Below are 4,919 nucleotides of genomic sequence, written 5' to 3' on the forward strand. Positions count from 1 at the left end.
CCCGCTGCCGCCGGGGCGGCCCGGGCCCGCCGGTGGACGGTCATCGCGTGGGCGGCGCTGGGGTGGGCGGCGTTCACCCTGGTCGTGCTGCACGCCGTCAGCCCGTACGACCCGGTGCGCGACCCCGTCAGCAGGTACGCCTTCGGCACCGACGGCGCGGGGCTGCTCGAGGCGAGCCTGCTCTCCTTCGCGCTCGGTGTGGTGGCGGTGTACACGGCCCTGTCCGCCTCGGGGCACCGGTTCGGCCGGACGCCGACGCTGCTGGCCGTGGCGACCACGGCGGGGCTCGTCGCCGCCGCGCTGTTCCCGGCGGCGTTCACCGACGACGTCGCCCCGGCGAGCGGTCTGATCCACCAGTACGCCAGCCTGCTCGCGTTCCTGTGTCTGCCGGGAATGGTGGGGTGCCTGCTCGACCGGACCCGGTCGGCACCCGGTCCCGCGCACGCCCGGCGGACGACGACGCGGCTGCTCGTCGCGGACCTCGCCGCGCTGGCGCTGTTCGGGGCGGCCTACGTCGTCGACACCCTGCTGCCCCGGGTGCCGGAGTTGTCCGCGGTGGCCGCCGCGCTGCCGGTGGGCGGGGTGCAGCGGATCGTCTTCGTGCTGCACTTCTGCTTGCTCGCGGGACTGCTGGAGTTCTGCCGCACGCCCGGGGGTGGTGCGGCGGCGGATCAGGACGGGTAGTCGTCGAGCGACGCCGTCATCCGCGGATCCCGCCCGGGCTGGTCGTCGACCGGGGTGACGACCTGTCCGCGGTGCAGCTGCACGTTCGTGCTCGTCGGGGTGCGCGGGGTGGGGCCGGGATACCGGTCGTCGGTGGCCCGGCCGTCCCGCAGCTGGGAGATGACCGCCATCGTGACCGCGTGCACCAGGGCCAGCAGCAACAGCAGCACACCGAGGTTGCCCACCACCGCACGGAGCGTGTTACCGCCGCCGAAGTCGAAGTTGAGTACCGACAGCAGTGCCAGGAAGCCGAACATGACGATGTGGAAGAGCACGGCGACCAACTGGGCCATGGAACCGACCGACTCGGTCTCGTCGTCCACATCGGAGAGATAGCGTTTCCCGCTGTGGTAGAGGATCTGCCCGTCCGCGACGATCATGATCAGACCCAGGCCGACGAACGCCAGGTACGCGTCAGTGGTCACCGCAGCCTCCTTTCCGCGTGGCGCGAAGGCACTCACGCCTCGTACCCGGCCACCGTCCCCGGGAAACGACGACGTGTAGCCGCGCCCCCGATGGGGTATCCGACCGCAGCGGCCGTGCGCAGCCGGATACCGGTGCGCCCGCCGTCCCCAGAGACCACACGCGACCCCCGGGAGTAGCCGTGAACGCCCACACCTCGACCGCGCCGAGCCACAACCCGCGGCCGGTGTTGCCCTACACCGAGGAGCCCGACCCCGAACAGCGGCGCCGGGCCGTCCGCGCGGTCGCCTCGGCCGCCACCGACGCGCGGGACTGCGCGGACCTGCTGGAGGCGCTCGGCCTCTCCCCCGAGGAGGGCCGCTCCGTGCCGACCCAGCGGTCCCGGTGATCCCGGCCGACACCGCCGTTCCGGGCCCGACGGAGGACCGCCGGTGACCACCCGGACCGACGTCGCCGACACCGCGCGCTTCGTCGGCGAGGTCGTCGCCCCGACGCTCGCGGGCGGCGTACTCCGGCGCAGGCCGCGGGTGCTGGCGCTGGCCGAGCGACTGCGGTTCGACCGGCACGCCGTGCGGTTGATGCGCGCCCTGCGCTCCCGGTACGGGCCGGGTCCGCTGCTGCTGCGCATCCCGGGCAGGCCGATCGCGGTGCTGCTCGACCCGGACGACGTCGAGCGGGTGCTCGACCGCACCCCGTCGCCGTTCACCCCCGCGGCCCGGGAGAAGCGGGCCGCGCTCGGGCACTTCCAGCCGCACGCGGTGCTGGCCTCCCCGATGCCGGAGCGGGCACCCCGACGCCGGCTCAACGAGCGGGTGCTGGAGGCCGACCGTGCCGAGCACCACCTCGCACTCCGGGTGCGTGAGATCGTCCGCGACGAGACCACCCGACTGCTCGCCGACCGCACCGCACTCGCCTGGCCGGAGTTCGAGGTGGCGTGGTGGCGGATCGTCCGCCGCCTCGTGCTCGGCGACCACGCCCGGGACGCCACGGAGGTCACCGACGAACTCGCCGCACTGCGCTCGCGCGGGAACTGGGCGTTCCTGCTGCCCGCGGCGCGGCACCGCCGGGAGGCGTTCCGTGCGCGGCTGGCGGCCCACCTCGACCGTGCCGAACCGGGCAGTCTGGCCGCCACGCTCGCCGACCACACCCGCGGGGACGCCGTGGGGCGGGACGTCCTCCCCCGCATCGGCACCGGCGCCGACGACCTCGACCCGTACGGGCAGGTGCCGCACTGGCTGTTCGCGTTCGACGCCGCGGGCATGGTGACGCTGCGCACCCTCGCCGTCCTGTCCACGCACCCGAGGGACGCCGCCCGCGCCCGGGAGGAGGCCCACGCCCGGCCCGGGGACGCGGCGCTGCCGTTCCTGCGCGCGTGCGTGTGGGAGACCGTGCGGTTGTGGCCGACCACCCCGGTGCTGCTGCGGGAGAGCACCACGGCCACGTCCTGGCGGGGCAGCACGCTCACCCGGGGGACGCTGTTCGTCGTGTTCGCGCCCTACTTCCACCGGGCACCGGAACTGGTGCCCTTCCCCGACGGCTTCCACCCGCGGGTCCCGCCGGACGACACGCCCGGAGTCACGGAGGGGGCGGGGCGGTGGCCGGGTGTGGTGCCGTTCAGCGCGGGGCCGGGCCGGTGCCCGGGGGAGAATCTGGTGCTGCTCCTGACGGCCACGATGCTCGCCGAGTTCCTGCGGCAGGGCCGCTACCGGGTGCTCGCCCCGCGGTCACTCCGCGCGCGGGGCAACGCCCACGACCGGCTGCCCGCCACGCTGAACCACTACGCCCTCCGGTTCGCCCGTGACCCCGCCGAGGGTTCTCAGGCGACCGCGAATGCCGGCTGACCGGCGCAGACGCAGCCGCCGTCGACGGTTCCGCAGTCCACGACCAGGGTGTGCCGCACGACGTCGACGTCCGTGCACCCGGCGTCGGTGCACTCCGCCGTGTCGTCGCCGTGCCGGATCACGGTGCCGTGGCAGTGGTCGAGACCCTCCCGGCAGTTCACGCAGCTCATCCCCCCCTTCGTATCACCCGGCCGGTGCGGATCCGACGGCGACACGCCCCCGGCGCGGTCCCGCTGTGCGGACGGCCACGGCGGGGCGGGTCCGCACGACCTTGACCGCGTCCGTACCCGATGTACCGTCGATCCGTGACGACCGTGTCGGAGACCGGAGGCAGGGGGGCGCGCATGCTCGACCCGGCGGTGCGGGACGCGCTGGTGACCGCGGTCGGCGCGGCGAACGTCATCTCCGACCCGGTCGGCCTGCGCAGCTACGAGTGCGACGGTCTCACCGGCGTCCGCCAGGCGCCGTCACTCGTGGTGCTGCCCACCGACACCGAGGGTGTCGCCGCCGCCGTGCGCGTGTGCCACCGGCACGGGGTGCCGTTCGTCGCACGCGGTGCGGGCACCGGGCTCTCCGGCGGGGCGTTGCCGATCGCCGACGGCGTGGTGATCTCGCTGCAACGGATGCGGCGGGTCCTCGCGGTGGACCCGCTGGACCGGCGCGCGACCCTGCAACCCGGCGTGACCAACCTGGACATCACCGCGGCCGCCGCGCCGCACGGGCTGTACTTCGCGCCCGACCCGTCCAGCCAGCAGGTCTGCACGATCGGCGGCAACGTGGCCGAGAACTCCGGCGGCGCGCACTGCCTGAAGTACGGCTTCACCACCAACCACGTGCTGGAGACTACGGTGGTGCTGCCGGACGGGGAGATCGTCACCCTCGGCGGGGACACCGGTGAGCAGCTCGGCCCCGACCTGCGCGGGGTGTTCGTCGGCTCGGAGGGCACGCTCGGCATCGCCTGCGAGATCACCGTCCGGCTGTTGCCGACGCCGCAGACGGTGCGCACGCTGCTGGCCGACTTCGACTCGATCCCGCGCGCCGGTGAGGTGGTCGGCGACCTCGTCGCGGCGGGGATCGTGCCCGCCGCGGTGGAGATGATGGACAACCTCGCCATCAACGCCGCGGAGCAGGCCGTGCACGCCGGGTACACCCTGGATACGGCGGCCGCGCTGGTGGTGGAGCTGGACGGACCCGCCGCCGAGTGCGAGGCGCAGTTCGAGCAGGTGACCGCCATCTGCGAACGGCACGGATGCACCCGCCTGCACATCGCGGGTGACGCGGCCGAACGGGCGAGGATCTGGAAGGGCCGCAAGGCCGCCTTCGCGGCGATGGGCCGGATCAGCCCGGACTACATCGTCCAGGACGGCGTGGTGCCGCGGACCCGGCTGGCGGAGGTGCTGGCCCGCATCGCCGACCTGGGTGCGGAGGCGGGCCTGCGGGTCGCCAACGTCTTCCACGCCGGGGACGGGAATCTGCACCCCCTGGTGCTCTACAACGCCGCGGCCGGGGAGCAGGAGCGCGCGGAGGAGTTGTCGAAACGGATCGCGGAGCTGTGCGTCGAGCTCGGCGGGTCGCTGTCCGGGGAACACGGGATCGGCACGGACAAGGCGTGCTCGATGCCGCGGATGTACGGCGAGACCGATCTCGCCACGATGGACCGGGTACGTGCGGCGTTCGACCCGGACGGACTGTGCAACCCGGGCAAGCTGCTGCCCACGCCCCGGTTGTGCGGCGAGGCCCCGGGCCCCTACCGGCCGCACCCGCTGGAGGAGGCCGGGGTGATCGAGCGGCTATGAGCGGAACCCACCGGACGTCCGGAGCCGCCGCGACCGGCGGACGGACGGGCACACCGACGGCGACACCGACGGCCGGGGTGCTGACCCCCACGGACCTGCGCGACGCCGCCGAGGCGCTGGCCGGGACCACCGGGCC

General features: G+C 74.4%; 6 protein-coding genes. 4 read left to right on the plus strand and 2 right to left on the minus strand.

Annotation, left to right across the window (positions count from 1 at the left end; all coding sequences use genetic code 11):
• Positions 1–684: DUF998 domain-containing protein (locus SACPADRAFT_RS29735; protein ID WP_007026498.1), on the plus strand; the 684-nt coding region annotated here is incomplete at its 5' end.
• Here SACPADRAFT_RS29735 and SACPADRAFT_RS0224300 read toward each other — a convergent pair.
• Entirely contained in the window at positions 672–1,148 is a 477-nt protein-coding gene (locus tag SACPADRAFT_RS0224300) for a hypothetical protein (protein ID WP_007026497.1), read from the minus strand. The two genes, SACPADRAFT_RS29735 and SACPADRAFT_RS0224300, sit on opposite strands and share 13 nt — an antisense overlap.
• Before the next feature lie 179 nt (positions 1,149–1,327).
• Between SACPADRAFT_RS0224300 and SACPADRAFT_RS0224305 the strand changes: the two genes are divergently transcribed.
• The gene (locus SACPADRAFT_RS0224305; protein WP_007026496.1) at positions 1,328–1,534 is read left to right on the plus strand and encodes a hypothetical protein; all 207 of its coding nucleotides are present in this window, start codon (positions 1,328–1,330) and stop codon (positions 1,532–1,534) included.
• Between the two features lie 43 nt (positions 1,535–1,577).
• Positions 1,578–2,987 (plus strand): cytochrome P450, encoded by a 1,410-nt coding sequence (locus tag SACPADRAFT_RS0224310; RefSeq protein ID WP_007026495.1) that lies wholly within the window; start codon positions 1,578–1,580, stop codon positions 2,985–2,987.
• Here the strand turns inward: SACPADRAFT_RS0224310 and SACPADRAFT_RS0224315 are convergent.
• A complete protein-coding gene (locus tag SACPADRAFT_RS0224315; protein ID WP_007026494.1) occupies positions 2,963–3,157 on the minus strand; it encodes a hypothetical protein in 195 nt (64 codons plus the stop codon). The genes SACPADRAFT_RS0224310 and SACPADRAFT_RS0224315 overlap by 25 nt on opposite strands.
• A gap of 174 nt (positions 3,158–3,331) precedes the next feature.
• Here SACPADRAFT_RS0224315 and SACPADRAFT_RS0224320 point away from each other — a divergent pair, with 174 nt between their 5' ends.
• A complete protein-coding gene (locus tag SACPADRAFT_RS0224320; protein WP_007026493.1) occupies positions 3,332–4,783 on the plus strand; it encodes an FAD-linked oxidase C-terminal domain-containing protein in 1,452 nt (483 codons plus the stop codon).
• The last annotated feature ends 136 nt before the right edge of the window (positions 4,784–4,919 follow it).

The organism is Saccharomonospora iraqiensis subsp. paurometabolica YIM 90007, from assembly GCF_000231035.2.
In the GTDB taxonomy this organism is placed as follows: Bacteria; Actinomycetota; Actinomycetes; order Mycobacteriales; family Pseudonocardiaceae; genus Saccharomonospora; species Saccharomonospora paurometabolica.

Coding starts and splice junctions, on each gene's coding strand:
- SACPADRAFT_RS0224315 (WP_007026494.1), bottom strand. CDS start 3,157: ATGAGCTGCGTGAACTGCCGGGAGGGTCTCGACCACTGCCACGGCACC.
- SACPADRAFT_RS0224320 (WP_007026493.1), top strand. CDS start 3,332: ATGCTCGACCCGGCGGTGCGGGACGCGCTGGTGACCGCGGTCGGCGCG.